Annotated in this window: 13 protein-coding genes; 4 read left to right on the top strand and 9 right to left on the bottom strand. The window is 47.9% G+C overall.

Annotated features, from left to right (window positions below):
* Nucleotides 1–100 precede the first annotated feature (100 nt).
* Together EKK48_27045 and EKK48_27040 are read right to left on the bottom strand one after the other, a co-directional pair.
* Entirely contained in the window at nucleotides 101–553 is a 453-nt protein-coding gene (locus EKK48_27045) for a fasciclin domain-containing protein (protein ID RTL36173.1), read from the bottom strand.
* 492 nt (nucleotides 554–1045) lie between these two features.
* Nucleotides 1046–1495: a fasciclin domain-containing protein gene (locus EKK48_27040; protein RTL36016.1), complete on the bottom strand. Its 450-nt coding sequence runs from the start codon at nucleotides 1493–1495 to the stop codon at nucleotides 1046–1048.
* Nucleotides 1496–1739: 244 nt separating this feature from the next.
* Here EKK48_27040 and EKK48_27035 point away from each other — a divergent pair, with 244 nt between their 5' ends.
* Nucleotides 1740–2378 carry a heme-binding protein gene (locus tag EKK48_27035; GenBank protein ID RTL36015.1) on the top strand — a complete coding sequence of 213 codons (639 nt, stop codon included), beginning with the start codon at nucleotides 1740–1742 and terminating at the stop codon, nucleotides 2376–2378.
* Between the two features lie 4 nt (nucleotides 2379–2382).
* On the opposite strand, the gene EKK48_27030 is transcribed toward EKK48_27035, so the two are convergent.
* The 4 genes from EKK48_27030 to EKK48_27015 all read right to left on the bottom strand — a co-directional run bounded on the left by EKK48_27030 (nucleotide 2383) and on the right by EKK48_27015 (nucleotide 9257).
* Nucleotides 2383–3102: a tetratricopeptide repeat protein gene (locus tag EKK48_27030; protein ID RTL36014.1), complete on the bottom strand. Its 720-nt coding sequence runs from the start codon at nucleotides 3100–3102 to the stop codon at nucleotides 2383–2385.
* 104 nt (nucleotides 3103–3206) lie between these two features.
* Nucleotides 3207–5075 carry a PAS domain S-box protein gene (locus tag EKK48_27025; protein RTL36013.1) on the bottom strand — a complete coding sequence of 623 codons (1869 nt, stop codon included), beginning with the start codon at nucleotides 5073–5075 and terminating at the stop codon, nucleotides 3207–3209.
* A gap of 17 nt (nucleotides 5076–5092) precedes the next feature.
* Nucleotides 5093–6937, bottom strand: a complete 1845-nt coding sequence (locus EKK48_27020; GenBank protein ID RTL36012.1) for a PAS domain S-box protein — start codon at nucleotides 6935–6937, stop codon at nucleotides 5093–5095.
* 211 nt (nucleotides 6938–7148) lie between these two features.
* A complete protein-coding gene (locus EKK48_27015; GenBank protein RTL36011.1) occupies nucleotides 7149–9257 on the bottom strand; it encodes a serine/threonine protein kinase in 2109 nt (702 codons plus the stop codon).
* A 467-nt stretch (nucleotides 9258–9724) separates the two neighbouring features.
* Between EKK48_27015 and EKK48_27010 the strand changes: the two genes are divergently transcribed.
* A complete protein-coding gene (locus EKK48_27010; GenBank protein RTL36010.1) occupies nucleotides 9725–10864 on the top strand; it encodes a hypothetical protein in 1140 nt (379 codons plus the stop codon).
* Between the two features lie 579 nt (nucleotides 10865–11443).
* Here EKK48_27010 and EKK48_27005 read toward each other — a convergent pair.
* Entirely contained in the window at nucleotides 11444–12247 is an 804-nt protein-coding gene (locus tag EKK48_27005) for a tetratricopeptide repeat protein (GenBank protein ID RTL36009.1), read from the bottom strand.
* A gap of 90 nt (nucleotides 12248–12337) precedes the next feature.
* Between EKK48_27005 and EKK48_27000 the strand changes: the two genes are divergently transcribed.
* Together EKK48_27000 and EKK48_26995 are read left to right on the top strand one after the other, a co-directional pair.
* Nucleotides 12338–14182 (top strand): PAS domain S-box protein, encoded by a 1845-nt coding sequence (locus EKK48_27000; GenBank protein RTL36008.1) that lies wholly within the window; start codon nucleotides 12338–12340, stop codon nucleotides 14180–14182.
* Between the two features lie 133 nt (nucleotides 14183–14315).
* Nucleotides 14316–15335, top strand: coding sequence for a hypothetical protein (locus tag EKK48_26995; protein ID RTL36007.1), 1020 nt, complete (start codon nucleotides 14316–14318; stop codon nucleotides 15333–15335).
* A 10-nt stretch (nucleotides 15336–15345) separates the two neighbouring features.
* Here the strand turns inward: EKK48_26995 and EKK48_26990 are convergent, their stop codons facing one another.
* Entirely contained in the window at nucleotides 15346–16143 is a 798-nt protein-coding gene (locus tag EKK48_26990; GenBank protein RTL36006.1) for a hypothetical protein, read from the bottom strand.
* 34 nt (nucleotides 16144–16177) lie between these two features.
* A complete protein-coding gene (locus EKK48_26985) occupies nucleotides 16178–16687 on the bottom strand; it encodes a nucleoside kinase (protein RTL36005.1) in 510 nt (169 codons plus the stop codon).
* Between the last annotated feature and the right edge of the window lie 111 nt (nucleotides 16688–16798).

Genomic DNA, 16798 nt, shown 5'->3' with positions numbered 1-16798 from the left:
AATTTGGCGTTTTTCTAAAGGATTCTAGATACATTCGGAGGACCCTTGAGGGCTCCCCCGAACTTATCTCAACCAAATCGTATGCAATGCATGAGCGCTTTTATGGCATCAGCACTTTATCAATGACGTGGATTACGCCGTTTGATTGTTTTACGTCTGCCTGGGTCACAGTTGCAACATTGCCTTTGCTGTCAGTTATTTGAACTTTCTTGCCTTTCAGGCTTGCTTTCAATGATTCGCCTTGTACGGTCTTGACTGTCGCAGTGCCATTTCCGTCCTTTATCAGTTTGATCAATTCAGTAGCAGAAACAGAACCGGGCACTACATGGTACGTAAGTATGCCGACAAGAGTTGCCTTGCTTTCAGGTTTTAGCAATCCTTCGACGGTTCCGGCTGGAAGCGCCTTGAAAGCTTCATCTGTCGGAGCAAAAAGTGTGAACGGTCCGGGACCCTTCAGCGTTGTGACCAGATCTGCTGCTTTGACTGCAGTCACCAGAGTCTTGTGAATTGGCGAATTGACGGCATTGTCGATGATATCTTTGTTCGAGTACATCTCAGCACCGCCGACTTTAGATACATTTACATTACTGTCTTTGCCTTTGCACGAAGCGTCTTTGCCTTTGCACGAAGCGTCTTTGCCTTTGCATGAAGCGTCTTTTCCCTTGCATGCGGCATCTTTGCCTTTGCAAGCGCTTTCCGCACCTGCATGTGCAATCTGAACCTGTTGCTCGGATACTGTCATGTCACCAGTACCCGTCGCGAATACTGCGCTGTTCGAAGATATGCCCAGAACGGCTACCAGTGCGGCTGCCAACTCAATCTTTTGCATTGTTTCCTCCTAGGTTGAATAATTGCAGATTGGTTTTAATTTTGTTTTGACGAGAAAACGGCTCGTCAAACTTTGACTACTTTCACTCTAAAAGCCGGGCGTGAAATCCGTGTGGAGTTAAGTAGCTTTCAGTTGGGTGCTATGCGCGACACACAACTCTATAAACGGCAAGAAGAGCCCCTGATGGAGCTCTTCTTGGCTTCGCCTGCTGTTGGTTTACTTGGGAAGGACTACACTGTCAATCACATGTATGACACCATTATCGGTGACAATGTCTGCCGAAACGACTTTTGCATTATCGACGGTAACTCCATCACCATTTTTGATTGTCAGATCTTGGCCTTGAACCGTTTTTATTGAACCTTTCTTGCTCACTTCAGCTGCAAGATGTTTACCAGCGACAACGTGATAGGTGAGAATGGCAGACAATTTTTCTTTGTCTTTGAGCAGGGACTCGACAGTTCCCTCCGGCAGTTTCGCGAAGGCTTCATCTGAAGGTGCAAACACAGTGAAGGGTCCTTCGCCTGAGAGCGTATCGACCAGCTCAGCAGCAGTTACAGCGGCAACCAGGGTCTTGAAGTTTCCATTTTTTACAGCGGTTTCGACGATATTCATATTGATTCTCCATAAACACTTTCGCGATTCTTTCCAAAGTTGACATGGCATCTTGTGACCAGTGAGACGATATCAATCTGAGAGTGAACTGGATGTGAACGAAGCAATTCTGATTTTGAAGTTTAATCATTTCCTCTGAAACGCAGATTTTAAGCGCGTTCACGCGTTGTTCACGTTTTCGCTGGTATTCATATAAAATGGTTTTTGATAATGTAGTAATAGCGTTACCGTTTTCGTGGTGCGTTAATTTCCCGAAGACGAATGCGCTGCCAGCCGATGCGCCGAAGGAGTTCTAATGCGCACCAGAAATTTGTTGATATTGATTGCGTTGGGAGCAGGTGCCCTGGGATTGACAGTCGGACGTGAAGCCTTGGCTAAATATGAAGAGCCCAAATACGAAGTAGTACAAAAGTCGGAGAATATCGAAATTCGACAATATCCGTCGGTCATTGCTGCTGAGGTGACTGTTGAAGGAACGAAGGACAAGGCGGCCAATCAGGCTTTCAGGATTCTGGCAGGATACATATTCGGCAAGAATGTGTCGCGAGACAAAATTGCGATGACTGTGCCCGTGACGGAGACCACATCATCTGAAAAGATCGCCATGACCGTTCCCGTAACTGAGACAAGCGCAGAAGGAAAGATGACGATGCGTTTCTACATGCCGTCTAAGTTCACGCTGGATACTTTACCTGCACCGATTGATAAAAGCATAAAGTTCATCACGTTGCCTCCAGTGCGTTACGCTGTGATCACATTTTCTGGTTTCGCTGGGGAAGACAATATTTCTCATCACGAAGAGAAACTTCGTGACTATTTGAAAGAAAAGAATCTGACGGCGCAGGGAAAAGCAGTTCGCGCGTTTTACAATCCACCGTGGACTCTGCCGTTTCTTCGTCGCAACGAAGTCTGGTTGCCGATAGAAGGATCCTGAGCAACTAAAGTGGTTTGAAAGACGCATTGATTTCGTCTGCTTTGCGTTGATACATTGCAGCATCTTTGGGTCTGTGTTTGCGTCGCATCAGTTCCGCATAAGTTGAGTATGCCGACATGAGAGTGACTTTGTCTGCAACTCCATTTGGTCCTTTGATTTTTATCAATCGGTTCAGATGTTGTTCAGCAAAGTCGAGTTGATTTGATGACAATTCAGCTGAAGCCAATTGGGGCAAAAGCTCTTGCATCGTCTCTTCATAAGGATAAGGCGTCCGTTCGACAGTCGCGCTTACCGTGCCGTTCGACTCGTGAGTTTCAATTACCTTTTCAGGTTTGCGCACTGAATTTGGTGCCGGTTTCATGGCTCCTGCGTCAATAATTTGAAGCGCTTGCCTCAAGACTCTTGCGGCATCGGAAAAGCGGTTGGCCCGGTTGTAATGCATGCCCAGACCAATCAAACTATTGATATAGCCGGTGCTGGTTTTTCCCTTCTTTGCACTTTTGGCGACGGCGGCCTGGTAAATGGCGTCAGTATCCGGCATACCTTCAGACCCTGGGGACGATCCCGACACTCCGGGTTGATTTGCCGAGTCCGGGGCCGAGCCTTGAACCGAACCTGATCCCCCGGGTTCACTTGCCGAACCTTGAGCAAAGGCAGCAGCGTTGTACATGCTGCACAGAGTGATCAAGCTCACGAGTGTTTGAATTTTGCTGATTATCTGCATTCTGAAGGTGATCTCTTTTGTAAGTTTTTCCTGGATGGTTGTTTATATAGTGTATAGCGAAATCATTTTTGTGGTCGGTGAGATGCGTAAATCCTGTCTGCTTTTCACCGGCGAGTGCGGTCAGCCGGCATCAGGGGTATTCGAAAGTAGAATCTGCTACCGATGCCTTCAGTGCTGTCTACTCCAATCTCTCCTTTGTGCAATTGAACCAGTGCTTTGCATATCGCCAAACCGAGACCGGATCCACCTTTTTGTGATGCATCCGAGGCATAGACTTGACTGAAACGATCGAAAATGGTCCTGGTCATGTGCGCCGGAACGCCTCGTCCGAAATCTCGCACGCTGACCTCAATAGTTCCATTTGTTTCAGTTGCCGACACTTCAATGGATTGACCTTTGGGCGAGAATTTTATGGCGTTTGAAAGTAAATTGATGAGTATTTGTTCCAGGCGATGTGCATCTGCATAAAGTGTAAATTCTGATGCGCATTTATCTACGAGAGCAATGTCTTTTACTCGTGCTAACGTTTGCACGCTTTGGAGCGATTGTTCGATGACGCGCTTCAAAGAAGTGTCGGCTAATTCGAGCTGCAACATACCTGCATCCAGTTTGCCGATGTCTAATAAGTCGTTGATTAACCTGCGCATGCGGTCTGTATTTGCAATAGCCATAAGCAGGTTTTTCATTCCCAATTCATTGAGGTTTCCATAGTCTTGCAGGAGAGTGTAGATGATATGTATGGCCGCGAGAGGACTGCGCAAGTCGTGATTGACCATCTGTACAACTTCCTTTCGTAAATTCTCTGCAGCCTTTCTCTCGGTTATGTCATGTACGACACAGAGTAAGCTGCTTTCGGCTGGCACGTATTTTACAGACCACAGTGTGAACGCATTCGTGCCGTCACCTTTTCTTATTTCTGTTTCAAACGGAGCACCATTCACTATTGCCATGTGCAGTGGTGGCTGCGCACGTTGTTTGACAATGTTTTTAAAATTGCCTATGGCTTTTTTCTCCGGATCTGAAAAAAGTGTCGCCACGGGAGACTGAATTAGCTGCTTAGTTGTAAATCCAAAAATGTTTGCTGCTGATTGATTAACCACTGTGAAACAGAAGTTCTTATCATCAATTGAGCACAATACGTCGTGGACATTTTCGAACAGCGCCTGTTGCTTTCGGATTGTTTCGGTGATGGCATGAAACATGTCTTCCACGGTCTGTTCCAATTTTCCAATTTCGTCTTTCACGGGCAGTTTTGTAACACTCCAGGTGGTGCTTCGTCGGCTTTGCATGAATGCCAGGCATTTATCGTTCAGATTGGCTACGCGCCTGGTTATTGATTTGCTCAGGAAAATTGACATCGTGATCAGCAAGGTAATGTTGAGTAAGCTGCCGGCAATTGCGGCAACGATCCAGAAATGATGGTCTGAGTTTTTATTGTCCGATGGAGGTTGGGGGCGTTCTAGTGCGACCAGGTCGAACAGCAATTTTTCTAACTCAACTTCTGTATTCTCGAGTTTTGACCTCAGTTTCTCCGACAGTTGTCGATTTCCTGCGTTCGCCTTCTCGTCTGTTTGACTCCAGGGTATGGCAAGTGTTTCGTAGCAGGTCGCCACTAGATCTGCAGTCTTCTTGTCGATGTCGTCGATCAGGAGCTGGTTTTTTGATGAAGAATAGTGTTTGCTAAGTCGGTTGCTCCAGAATCGTGACCGCTCGAGATTGGCTTGTATGCGTGAGGATGACTGATTGCCGCTGAGTGAGAGGTCCACTGCGAGAATGGTGGCAATCTCGCTTTGCACCATGCTGCGCATATCAACGCTAAGGTCTCGGAGCTCTCCGGACGATACTGCATCTTTATTATTTGCCGTTTGGAAGAAAAAAGTTGCAATCAGAAAGAGCTGTATCAGTACCGATGCAATGAAGAGCAGCATTCCTCTCTGCGCTAGACTTGATCGTGTTTTGTGAAGCGAAGCCATTTAACTTTGACTTTTCCTTAGAACGATTGTTGTTGTTGTTGTTGTTGTTGCTTTGGAATGCGAAAGGAGAATGTGCATCCTTTCCCCGATTCACTTATTACACTAATCGAGCCGCCATGCTGCTCGACGAGCGCCTTGCAAATAGCCAGACCAAGACCGGAACCGCCTTTTTTTGTTGCATCGGAAGCTTGCACCTGGCTGAATCGATCGAAAATTGAGCCGAGCAGATGCTGGGGAATGCCGCGCCCCTGATCGGTCACACTGACTTCGACGAAATCTTTCAGCTGCCGTGCCGCGAGCGTAACTTCGCTATTCTCGGGCGCAAATTTGATGGCGTTTGAAAGCAGGTTAATCAAGACTTGAATCATTCTTCTCTCGTCGATAAAGGCAGTTACCGCGGTCGGTACCACGTTGAAGTGTATGCCGTGTTCGTTGGCTAATCCGATCACCGATTCTATTGCTTGTTCGAAAATACTGGACAGGCTTACTTCATCGCGCTCAAGTTGCATTGAGCCTGAGCGCATGCGCTCGACTGCTAACAGATCATTTACCAAGATCAGCATTCTATCTGCGCTTCGTTTGGCGACGCCGACTTGTTCCAGGTATTTGTCTTCGAGCTGCCCATACATTCCTGATTCCAAGAGCTCGTGAAAATTCGATATGGCCGTCAAAGGACTTTTTAGATCATGACTGACCATCTGAATTACGTCTTGCTGAAAACGTTCCGCAGATTTCATCTCGGTGATGTCGTGACCGACACCGAATATGGTTCTATCTTGAGCTGACCAGGTTAAGGACCAGAGAACATCCACTAGCGAATTGTCCTGACCAATCATGCGGATTTCGAAGGGGGATTCAGAGTTCCCGTTGGCGACGTCTACCAATTTCTCTGTAAATAGCTTCTGGTTTGATGGTTCGATTATGTCGTTTATCCATGTCCCCTTTAGCTCTTCCGGGGCGTAGCCGAGTAACGATACAGACGCTCTGCTGACGTCGAGGAGCCGCCCATTTCTGTCGATGGAGCAAATCAGGTCCTGTGCGTTTTCCAACATCGTCTTGTACGGATAAATGGTTTGATTCATGATTCGCGATAATTCGTGGAAACTTTCGTCCAGTTTTGCAATCTCGTCTTTGCCAGGAACCCGAGCCTCTAAGATCTGGTCGCTCTGAATTCGCTCGACGTTCGTCAAGATAGTGTTCAGTCGTTTGAAAATGTCAGCTATAAAAAAGACGCCGATCGCGAGTACGACTGCAAGATTGATAATCGAGCACGTGAGCAGCAGCAGTCGATAGGAGTTGCGCATCTCTGCTTGCTTTTCAGGTGCGGATGCACTTTTACTGTCGAATGCTGTCAGGTGCGTCAGCTCTTGCAATGGGCGCGGCAAGAATTGCGTTATTTGTCGATATGACTGCACTCGATTGTTGCTGAGACTGGCTTGCTTAGCGGCATTAACTAGCTGTTCGGCATTGATTGTGCACATCTCGAGCATCTTCGACGTTTGTGCGCGCAAGTCTTTGGAAGCTTGCGGTTCGGTATCGAAGATAACCAGTTTACGGCGGCGTTCGTCGAACTCTTGATAGGACTTGGCGGAATGTTCAGTGTCGTGTTTGAGATCCTGGAGATGTTGTTCGCAAGCAGGTTCCAGTTGTTTTGCGTGCGCTATCGAGCGTTTTACACTCTGTATTACCGCGAATTCGTCCAGGACGTATTTTGTCCATTCATCAGTGAGTTCTGTGTCTTGACTAGCTCGTAATGGATAATATTCAGTTTCCAGGTCGAGCAAAATTAGCCCGACTAGAAGGAAAAATTGGATGATGACTGGAATGAGGAGCAAGAGCGCTCCTTTTTTCGCAAGGCTCATCGCTCCTTTAATCCCCTTGAATTCACGTTGTCGATGTAGGCACAAAGCTACAGCTGCTCACGATGATAACAAACGCGCGGGCGCTTTGGGGCATTCGTAATGCGACAACGTTATGGAACTGGTGATGGAGTTTGGAACTGGTAATGGTCTTATATGGAACTGGTAATGGACGTTATGGAAATTGTTTTGGCGCAGTCATGGCGTTATGGAACTAGTTGTACGAATCTCCCTGATGCATTCCGCGCCGAAAGTTTATCTTTGGATATTTCGCCTGTAATTGTTTCCAATTCTCGGCATTGATGTTTTCATTGACCGTGTAGTGTATGTTCTTCAAACTTTTCATGTTGAGAAGTGCTTCTGTACCCCTGATTGAGATCTTGGATTCTCCGATGCAGATGGTCCGCAATTCTTGCATGGCTGTAATTGATTCGACGGATTTATCGCCTATGGCAGTGTCTTCGATGTTGAGGAATTGAAGTTTCGAGGATTGAAGAGGCTTCACATCTCCGTCGTTGAGACTTTTGATGCTTCGCAGACTGAGCCAATTCAAGGATCTACAGTGTCTCAATGAATTCAAGCTGTCGACTGTAATTTCGGTTCCGTCCAGTTCGAGTTTTTCAAGGATTTTCATGCCGGAAATTTCTTTGATGCCGTCATCGGAAACTTCTGTATTTCCCAGGTTCAATATTCTTAGCTTGTTGAATTTAGATATGGCCCTCGCGCCCCGGTCGTTGAAATTACTGCTGTTTAGATTGAGGTTCCAGAGTTTTAGTCTTGTCAGATTTGACAGCGCTTGATTGCTGATCTTGGCTCCTTTCGCCGAGAAATGTTCCACCCAGGCAGTTTTGCCAATCTTTATCAAGTCGTCGCTGGTCAGGATTCGCATTCTTAAATCTAGTCTGGAATCTGGATCAGGATGCGAAAGTAGCTTGTCTAAATCAGCCGAGGAGATTGGCTGTGCAATGCGGCTGAGCATTTCTGGATGCTCGGGAATAAGTATGGCATCGATCGAGGGCAACTTGCTGCCGTCGTAAGGAGCAGTTAGCGGTTTCAGTATCGAGGTCTGTATTGATGCAGATGTTGCTGTGGATGCGGGATTCGATGTTGACTTGGATGTTGACGTGGATGTGGCTGTGGATATGGATGTAGCTGAGGAAGTCGCTAAGGCTGTCGCCGAGTAAGTGGAGGTCGAAGTCGGTGTTAGGGTCGATGTCGCCGAGCGATTCGCAGTTTCAGGTGGCTCGACAGACTGAGCGCCTGGGGGCTGATTCGTTTGCCAGAACAAAAGGATTGCCGCGACTAAAACAACAGCAGTAAGAGCGCCAAAGACGATGGGAACTTTGTCTTGAGAAGACTTTTGATTTCTTTCGCGAAAAGTTGTTCCTACGTGCCGTGGCTGCCTGCCATGCTCCATATCGCCGAGATCCTGGATGACGGAAGTGAGGTTCTGATAGCGATGGTTTACCTCTTTGCTCAGCATTTTGGCGACGATGTTTTCAATTTCCTGGGGAAATTCTTGCCCGAGCGTTGCTTCCTTTAGTGTCGGGGGCTTTTCACGAGTATAGTGCTGAACCATGGTGGTGAATGCAGTGGCACCAAGAAACGGTGGTGTGCCGCTAAGCATTTCAAATAAGACGCAGCCCAGCGAGTAAATGTCGGCGCGCTCGTCAACTGGTTCTCCTGCGCACTGTTCCGGGCTCATGTAGAGTGGACTGCCAAATACCTCACCTGTTCTAGTAAGCGATTGCTCTTCTGTATGGTTCGTGGTCGAAAGCTTTGCGATTCCGAAATCAACCAGGCAGACGCGCTTGTTATCGCTATTGTCTGTGTCGTCGATGATCATTATGTTGCTTGGTTTGATATCTCGATGCACGACGCCATGGGCATGGGCATGCGACAGACCTGCGCAAATCCCTTTGACGATCGGCAATGCTTCAGTGGTTGTGAATGTGCCTTTCTTCGCTAGCACTGCAGCGAGTGACTCTCCTTCGAGGTAGTCCATTGTGAAAAATGGATAGCGGTCTGCGATTACTCCAAAATCGTGCACTGTGACGATGTTTTCGTGCTCAATCGAGACGATGAGCTTCGCCTCTTGTTGGAAACGGCGGATACCTGTACTCGAGATGTTCTCTGCATCCAGTACTTTCAGCGCCAGGCGTGTACCGAGGTAAATATGCTCGCACAGGTATACAGTCCCCATTCCCCCCTGCCCGATCAGCGACAGAATCTTGTACCGACCGTCCACTATCGAGCCAGGAGCAAATAACTCCTGATTGCCTGTTGTGTCTGACTCGCTGCGTTCCTGGTAGTAAATCGGCATAGCCCTAGAATCGGATTAAATGGACGGGTGCCTGTTTTATGCAGCTTACACTTTCAATGTGACGGATGTATGACGGTTCGGAGATTGTTCTAAGTGGGAACATGGCGCTGCGTACGTCGTGCCAAAACTTTGCCAGTTTTGACTGGTAATGTCCTTGCTGAAGGTTCGCTGATGAGATTTCAATGTCTTCAAACCCAACGCATTCAATTACGTTTGCTGACTGCCCTCAGTATTTCGAGGATGAGCAGTCTTTTCTCGAAGCGCGTCTCCACCGTGTCGAGCAGGAAATTTCGCGACGCCGAACGTGTTCTGAATTGTACCAACGGATTTGGGCGCTCGAAAAGCATTTACAGGCGCCAGATTCATCGTCGGAGTTTTCGAAATATGAGAGGGCAATTTCGGCTCTCGGCGATGCAATCCGGCGATTATATTATGCTCGCGCAAATCGTTCCTGGTTCAGGGATTTATTGAGTTCCTTGGATTTGATTGAAAGCATTGCAGAGCTTGAGGATATCGTATGGGCACATTCGGCCAGGGTTGAGCGGCTGAAATTAAAGCTGCGACTTAGTGGAAATAAGACGTTAGACGAGGAGTATCAAAATCTAGTCAACAGTCTCAATAGATCCATCCAGGAAGGAATTTCGCCCGACCGCAATCACGAAGAAATTTGTACGCTGGAAGACGAACGAGCCGAGATAATTAACAGGCTTATGCGAACTGAGGAAGGAAGTCATTTCGAAGCTGATTCGTTCGAAGTTAGTGATATTGATGTGAGTGACATGCATGTAATTGACATGAATGCATTTGATATGAATGCCACTGAGCAGGATTTAACTGGCAAAGATGCGACCGATGTTGATGCGACTGCCTCAGATGCGACTGACTCAGATGCGACTGACTCAGATGCGACTGACTCAGATGCGACTGACTCAGATGCGACTGACTTGGATGCGACTGACTTTAGCCCACCAGTTTCAGAGTTACCAAAGAATGCTGCCAGACGCCGAACCGTGTTCACCGATTTGAATTATTGGGAGACTTTGAAAGCGGACCTGCTATCGGCAGAAAGAACATTAGTCGTTGTATGCCCGTACCTTACAGTGAGACGTACTCGTGCATACACAGAGATATTCGAGGAACTTGTGGCGAGAAATGTTGCGGTGCGCGTTATTACTTTGCCTTCAGGATTGCTGAAGGAGCATATGGCCGATCAGTCTGCGCTCGTGATGGAAAATTTGCTGGACCTAGGTATTGAAGTAATTACAGTTCCTAAGATTCATCAGAAGATCATATTAGTTGATGAAAAAGTCAGCTGGGATGGCAGCTTGAATTGGTTGAGTCATAAGGATACTGCCGAGCATATTAATCGCAGCGAGAACCTCGATAAGGTGGCTGAGATCCGTGAGTCATTGAACATTTATCTGAAACCCACGGAGTCAGACACAGATCAGTCAATGATGGTAACGATTAATAGGTTCAGCTCTGATACGGAAAGCGGTTCATCTATATTTGTTCAACAGATTGTTAATGCGTCCTCAGAGCAGCTCGAATCAATACTTTTCGATTGTGATTGTGACTGCGAGCGCCTTTCCAGATCACCTTTATGACTGTTGTTGCGTTCGTCACTAGCTTGCGCACAGATTTGATTGAACTTCACCAAATCTTAGCGTCCCGAGTCAGGAAACCGAACTGGTAACGGATTTGTTTGTCGGCTAAAATTTGCATATCAAGCCACGGTGGATCAACCAACCTATCTATGTATCGGACGAACTTAATGCCAGGGATTATTGTCCACTCCTGGCGAATCTCCAAGTAACAGTCTACTAAGTAGCAAGTTTGGGAACTGGTTATGGTACTGGATGCAGTTCTTATGATCTGCTTTGGTTTGGAAAAAATATTCTCGTTTTTATCCACTGCTTCTGCAATGCCTTCTGTTCCATAGAAGCTTGCTATCAAAAGGCTACCGATTGTCAGCGGCACCAGTACGACTAAAACAGGTACCTTTATTGTCTGATCTGTAATGAGATTGGACCTCGTTATAAGCACGAGCAGCATAACTGGCAGCCACTCATATAGCCAGGCTCGAAAGAACTCCAATCGTGGATCTGCGAATTGAATCGGGCTAATCGGAAACAGCACAACGACGAAAATGATCCAGATTAGGAAAAGCGATTTGGCTGGCGTCTTCATTTCACTGCATAGATTGATGGCTGCCCAGGCTTAAATCCAAGCGCGCTTGCACGTTGAAAATCTTTATCGGCCTCGGTTTTATTGCCCATTGCTTTGTAAGCGGCGCCGCGATAGTAGTAGGCATCGGGTATTTTGCTGTCCGCTGAAAGTGCACGCGTCAAATACTCGATCGCGCGGGCATACTGCCCAGTTTTGTAGCAAGTTTCGCCGATTCCCTCATACGCAGCAGGCAGTTTTGGATCGAGCTGCAACGCTCTCGTGTAATCGTTCATTGCTAAAGCGTACTGTTTTTTCTCCAGGTATGCGACTCCCCTGTATGTTACTGCTGTAGCGTCGCCAGGTGCAATCGCTATCGCCCTGGTCGAGTCAGCGATAGCAGCATCGAAATTTTTCATTTGCATGTAGCAAATTGCACGCATTCCATAAATCATTTGTCCTTTGTCGCTCGCATCTTCCGGCGATTTGTATTTCATTTCGATCGCTTTTGTGAAATCGGCGATGGCTTCGGGGTAATCCTTTCTGAATTGGTGAACTGCGGCGCGCTGCACGTACAGTGTCGTTTCTTTAGGGCTGAGCTTTATCTGCTCATCGATCATGTAAAGAGACGGCAGCTTTGCCGCGATGTCTTCATAGCGCCTGGTCGACTCTGCCAGGCAACTCAAGGTGCTGCTGGTGCTTACGGCGCTTATTGCGTTGAGCACGAGAGCGGCTAAGAATACCTTTTTGCGTAGCATGGACATTCTCCTTGCCATAGGCGCCAACCATCGTATCCCAGTTTGACATACCCGAGGTAGAATCATGTTGTATATTCGTTTCAGTTCCTGTTGCGTCTGATTTGGTCGACAGCGACGTTAGTAGCTTTTGCATAAGGCATCACCGTGAACTCGCGAATGAATTTAACAGCGCAAGTGCTTTTGGTGATCTGTGTATTGCTCGCCTGTGAGGTGGGCTTGCTTGGCTGGCTCGGTTCGCTGTTAAAAAATGCCGAAGCGCAGATCGACCATGAGCGAGAGGTTCTGAGGACGATTGATCATCTGGAGCGGCTTTCTATGCTGCGAGAGAAAGCCACCAGCGGGCTTCTGCTGCAGCAGATGTTTTTGAAGGATGACCCGAATTCTCGTCGATTTAGAGAGACTTTTGGCCGGTATCTGGAAGAAATTCCTGCTGAGATGAGGACGGTCGTTGATCTCGTTCAGGACGATGCTGAAGTTTCTGCCAATGCGAAAAATCTCCAACGCTTACTGCTGGAGGGTGTTCAGGAGATGCGGCTTGAGCGCGATCTGTATGTAACCAAGCAGAATGATGATTTCCATGTAATGAAGCTGAATCGAATGGCTAATTCGGCAAGCCAATTAACTCAGGTTATTCTCGATCACTACAGAAATTTGGAGCAAGATGCTTCGCGCTACGAGGGAGAATCCAGAGCTAATCTTCAAAAAGCCCTCGGGACTGTTCTCGTATTCAACATCGTGCTCGCACTGTGCCTTGCATCTCTATTCATCAGGGGCATCATACGCCGACTGCGAATTGTGACTGAGAACAGTCAGAAATTAGCACTGGGTGTACCTCTGAATGCACCAATGAGTGGCGGTGACGAAATCGCAAACCTGGATCACGTCTTTCATCAAATGGCGGAGGCGCTGGAAGAATCCGCGCACAAGGAGCGAGCCATTGTAGAAAATGCCGTCGATATCATTTGCTCAATCGACAAACGAATGCGATTCGCGGCAGTGAATCCGGCTTCGCAATCTGTTCTTGGTTTTAGCCCTGATGATTTGATCGGAAAAAACATTTTGACTCTCGTCGCACCAACACATATCGACGGAACGCGTGAGCGTTTCGAGAGTATTATGCGTGATGAAACAAAATCGGAGTTCGAGACAGTTCTTATCACTAAGTCTGGCGCGCAAATCGACGTCGCTTGTTCGGCGCGCTGGTCGCAACAAGAGCGGGCGATCTTCTCTGTGATACGCGATATCAGTCAAGCGAAAGAGGTGGCGCGGCTCAAACAAGAATTTGCTGCTATGGTGAGTCATGATTTGCGCACGCCACTGTCGTCGGTGCATGGCACGCTTGAGCTTTTGCTCGCGGATGTCTACGACTCCAGGGACGAAAAGGGAAAAAATCGATTGCGCAAGGCGCTTGGAAGCCTAGATAGGCTGCTTGGTCTCGTCAATGATTTGCTGGACCTGGAAAAACTTGATGCCGGCAAAATGGTTATGGATATAAAACCGACTAGTGTTCCTGAATTGATAAAGAAGGCAATTGACGCGGTCGCTGGTTTCGCAGAAAGTCATAATGTGCAAGTCTCAGGCGAGGCTGCGGAAATCATTGTCATGGCCGACGAAGATAGAGTTACTCAGGTGATGGTCAATTTACTGTCCAACGCTATAAAGTTTTCGCCGCCAGGCACAAGTGTCAAAATAAGTGCCGGCCTCGTTTCTGCGAATGGTGATGACGGTGCTCATTCCGGAGATTTAAAAGGAGCTGGCGTTCACGGATATTGCGAGATTCAAATTTCTGATCGGGGCAGAGGTATTCCTGCCGATCAATTGCCGTTTCTTTTTGAACGATTTAGACAGACAGAGAAGGGTGACGGCAAACGTGGCGTTGGCACAGGGCTAGGATTGGCTATTTGCAAAGCAATAGTCGAGGGCCATGAAGGAACCATAGGTGTATCGAGCGAACTCGGTAAAGGCACCACCGTCTGGTTGCGCCTGCCGATAGCGACTTGATATATCGATTGCGCCGATGGTATGTGAAGTCGTAGTGTTGGCTGAATTGGCACCGTGATTCACATCAACGACAAACCCGACTCGTCATTGCCGCTGTTATACTTGACGTGGTTTTACAGTTTGGACACTGTTGATGCGATTTAAATTCAGTTTGGGAACACTTGCAGGTGCACAAACACTGGCTTTCCTTGCTTCGTTATTGACTCTGCAGCAGTCGATTTTCTTTGTTCCGGCGAACGCTGCAAATTCAATTTTGACGGAGAAGAAAGGGCAGTTACCATTTACATACATACCGTATATGTCGGATGTTCATACCGAAACCGTTTCTGCAGAAGCCGTTCAACTCGCGGAGCAACTGAAACTTACCGACAGTTTGATTGAGTTGACTAAGCTGCGGAAGGCACGGTCGGCCGATCGGAACTCGCTCTCTCGTGATGAGCTGGATCGCTATCGAGATCTGAAAGAGGATGTTGTAGAAGCGATTGAGCAAACACGAATGGAAGTCGATTTCGCTGAGGCTGAATTGACGCGAGAGATAGCCGTTCATGAGGAATTCTTGGCTTCGTACATTGCCGAACGCAATCACAGAGTAAATTTGTCCAATGCCTGGGGCTATCGGACAAACGGAGTGCTCTGGGCTGTTGCTGAGGGCCTTACTATTCCCACATACGCACGGCCGAGATATTCGATTTCTTCTGGAATAGTGGGAATCGTTGCCGGTCTTGCACCGAGTGCTTTTTCACTTTATGCGCTGCGTCAGGACGCCGGCGGACGATTTGAGCGCAAGCCGCATCCGAACATGCTCTCGAAGATTTTCAACTACCAGGTGACACCAGAGCTGGAATATCCTGACTCTGTTTGGAAGTGGCTGAATTCGCAGGCGCCCATTGGACCGAAAGTAACGCGGTTAGCGTACTTGATCGACTGGTGGCAGAGAGACGGAAACATTCGCTATTTTTCTCCTAAACCGACACATCACCAGCTGGATTTACTTACCGCCACTGTACAAGATGAACTCACTATTCAACTGGTATCAGATCGCTTATCGATGCTGCGCACGGTCGATGCCATGATCGTCGGAATGAATCGCCCGCTGCTCGAACTGATGATGGTTGTGCGTGGCACCAAATCTATGAGCGCACCAACGCAATAAACTCGCCTGCTTATCTGCTGCTAGCAACGCTGAAGGCAATTTGCTGCAACGTTCTCGCTGTAGCCGCCGGTAGTTCGAAAAGCTTCAAATTCTGTTTTGTGTCCTGGTCGTACAAAGTAAGATTGCTCGGCAGTCCGACTGGAGTGCGACCGAAAAGCTTGGCATAGAAAACACATGCAGCCAGATATGTACCTTCGCGCGAAGGATGTTTGCCGTCTGGGTTGTACAGGTTGATTTCGGCGTGTTCGCGTGAACACTTCGCAAAGGCATCGCCTACCGGCACCAGCAGCGCGCGAGCCTGGTTCGCTGCTTTTGTATAAGCGGCTGTCAAAGCAGACTGATCTTCCGGGGCTGCTTTGTCTGCCCAGGTTTCGTACAAAACCGTCATGGCTCTGACTTTCTTGATGTCATAGTCAAATTGCTGCACTGAAGTAAGGAATTCATCGGGAAGAACAATTGGCGTATGACTCTGCTCCTGCAAAACGACGTAGGTCCACGGACCGTCTTGTGCAATAGTTTTGCGTGCGCCACCTTTTTTGTAATGCTCTTGCAGATGTGCACCACCCCAGACGATTTGTGCAACCGTTACCGGTGGCTGAGTTTTTGAATCCATGACGAGCGCTGCCAGCGTCAGAGGCAGGCTGTTGTAGTAAGTGAAACTGTTGCCGATAAAAAGTACTCTAACAGCATCTCTCATTTTGCAATCGAAGAGTAGCTCGGCTTGGTCGTTCGCGTGAGCTGTCGAAACCCTGCCAAAGAAGATTGTCGTTGCGATGCAAACAGCGATAATGGCAGTTGAAAATTTCATTCTTTTGCGAGAACTCCCGGGCGACGAAGATATTTTAGCTGAGTCGCTCGTCCATCACTTCGCTCAACTGCAGGATTCGGTCGACCACCTCCGAGAGCGGCGCAGTCGCATCAATAATGATGCCAGTTTTCGGGATGTCTTCTCTAGTTTGATGTAAGCGCGTTATCAATTCGCGCTCCTGTGGTTTTGTGCCCCACTCATCGGCAGGTCGCTCATCAAGCCGCTGATGCAGAGTTTGCAGGTCGATTTCAAGGATAAAGACTCTGTCAAACAAACTGATGAATTTTGAGAAATTCCTTGAACCGCCGCAGAAGAATGTAATCGGGTGATCTTGGTTTGCGATCAGCTCTTTTACTTTATCAACATTCCAAATGTGGTGTTCGTGGGTGCGTCCAGTAGTCGGAATGCCAGTTTCGGGATTACCCTGATAGGCTAATTCTCGGTCGCCATGAATGGCCTGATAGCCGCGGCGCTGGAGTTCTGTACAAACGGAAGTTTTGCCGGTTCCGGATACTCCTTCAATCAGTATATTTTTCACGCCCATTGCTAAATGATACAGCTTTCTTCCACCGCTCGTGGACCCGCTGGATTAATCGAATGGAACATAGGACCAGGGTTTCATTGATTTGCGGACTTGCCATTGAGGCGGTCGTAC

The organism is Candidatus Melainabacteria bacterium (assembly GCA_003963305.1).
In the GTDB taxonomy this organism is placed as follows: domain Bacteria; phylum Cyanobacteriota; class Vampirovibrionia; order Obscuribacterales; family Obscuribacteraceae; genus PALSA-1081.
This window is presented reverse-complemented; position numbering and strand designations above follow the sequence as displayed.

Bases quoted from the DNA above. Each gene is read 5' to 3' on its own strand.
- EKK48_27045 (RTL36173.1), bottom strand. From the start codon at position 553: ATGTACTCGAACAAAGATATCATCGACAATGCCGTCAATTCGCCAATT.
- EKK48_27040 (RTL36016.1), bottom strand. From the start codon at position 1,495: ATGCCATGTCAACTTTGGAAAGAATCGCGAAAGTGTTTATGGAGAATC.
- EKK48_27035 (RTL36015.1), top strand. From the start codon at position 1,740: ATGCGCACCAGAAATTTGTTGATATTGATTGCGTTGGGAGCAGGTGCC.
- EKK48_27030 (RTL36014.1), bottom strand. From the start codon at position 3,102: ATGCAGATAATCAGCAAAATTCAAACACTCGTGAGCTTGATCACTCTG.
- EKK48_27025 (RTL36013.1), bottom strand. From the start codon at position 5,075: ATGGCTTCGCTTCACAAAACACGATCAAGTCTAGCGCAGAGAGGAATG.
- EKK48_27020 (RTL36012.1), bottom strand. From the start codon at position 6,937: ATGAGCCTTGCGAAAAAAGGAGCGCTCTTGCTCCTCATTCCAGTCATC.
- EKK48_27015 (RTL36011.1), bottom strand. From the start codon at position 9,257: ATGCCGATTTACTACCAGGAACGCAGCGAGTCAGACACAACAGGCAAT.
- EKK48_27005 (RTL36009.1), bottom strand. From the start codon at position 12,247: ATGATTCTACCTCGGGTATGTCAAACTGGGATACGATGGTTGGCGCCT.
- EKK48_27000 (RTL36008.1), top strand. From the start codon at position 12,338: ATGAATTTAACAGCGCAAGTGCTTTTGGTGATCTGTGTATTGCTCGCC.
- EKK48_26995 (RTL36007.1), top strand. From the start codon at position 14,316: ATGCGATTTAAATTCAGTTTGGGAACACTTGCAGGTGCACAAACACTG.
- EKK48_26990 (RTL36006.1), bottom strand. From the start codon at position 16,143: ATGAAATTTTCAACTGCCATTATCGCTGTTTGCATCGCAACGACAATC.
- EKK48_26985 (RTL36005.1), bottom strand. From the start codon at position 16,687: ATGGGCGTGAAAAATATACTGATTGAAGGAGTATCCGGAACCGGCAAA.